The sequence below is a fragment of the Kocuria subflava genome (assembly GCF_012163155.1).
GTDB lineage: Bacteria > Actinomycetota > Actinomycetes > Actinomycetales > Micrococcaceae > Kocuria > Kocuria subflava.
Map to the genome: position 1 here is coordinate 1 of NZ_JAAVUN010000152.1, position 633 is coordinate 633.

The 633-nt window shown below is 65.1% G+C and carries 1 protein-coding gene and 1 pseudogene; both read left to right on the plus strand.

The annotated features are described in order from the left end of the window. Positions 1 to 166: pseudogene (locus tag GTW58_RS14800) on the plus strand (VOC family protein); the annotation flags it as partial. Positions 167 to 202: 36 nt separating this feature from the next. Continuing rightward, positions 203 to 633 (plus strand): hypothetical protein (locus GTW58_RS13485; RefSeq protein WP_209436588.1); only part of this gene is annotated, 431 nt, incomplete at its 3' end.

Consider the following 633-nt stretch of genomic DNA (forward strand, 5'->3'; position numbering starts at 1 on the left):
GAAGCCGTCCCAAGGCTCCAACAACTTCTACCGCAACGGCGCCATGCCGCAGTCCATGACCGAGTCCTTCCCCCAGGCCGAAGGTTTCACGGCCACGGAGGAAGGCGCGTCGGAAGAGATGAAGGAAGCCCTGCTCAACCCCTACGCGGTCCAGGGTCGCGGCTGACGACAACCGACCTGAACGTCAACGAAAGGACGCCCCGTGTTCGAGTACTTCCCGGGCAACTACGTCTGGAACCTGAGTGTGGTGGCCACGCTCAACTCCGGAGGCCAGATCGACGAGGTCGACCGCGCGTGCCGCCCCTTGCGCGACGTGGCCACGACCAACGAGGACGTAGGCACGGAAGACTTCCTCAAGGCGTGGACCGGTCTGGTGGACCAGCTGGTGACCCAGGCCGAGGAGCAGGAAACTGCCGGGCGCACCACGTCCGCCGACCGGACGTACTTCCGGGCGCTGGACTACCTGATCCACGCCGAGCGTATGCAGTCCAACAGTTCCACCGAGCGGTTGGCCACCTACCGCCGTTGTCTGGAACTGGCCGAGAACTCCTTCCGGCTGGCGCACCCGAACGTCTCCAGGGTGGAGGTCCCGTTCCGCGACACCACGTTGCCCGCATATTTCAGCAAGGCGCC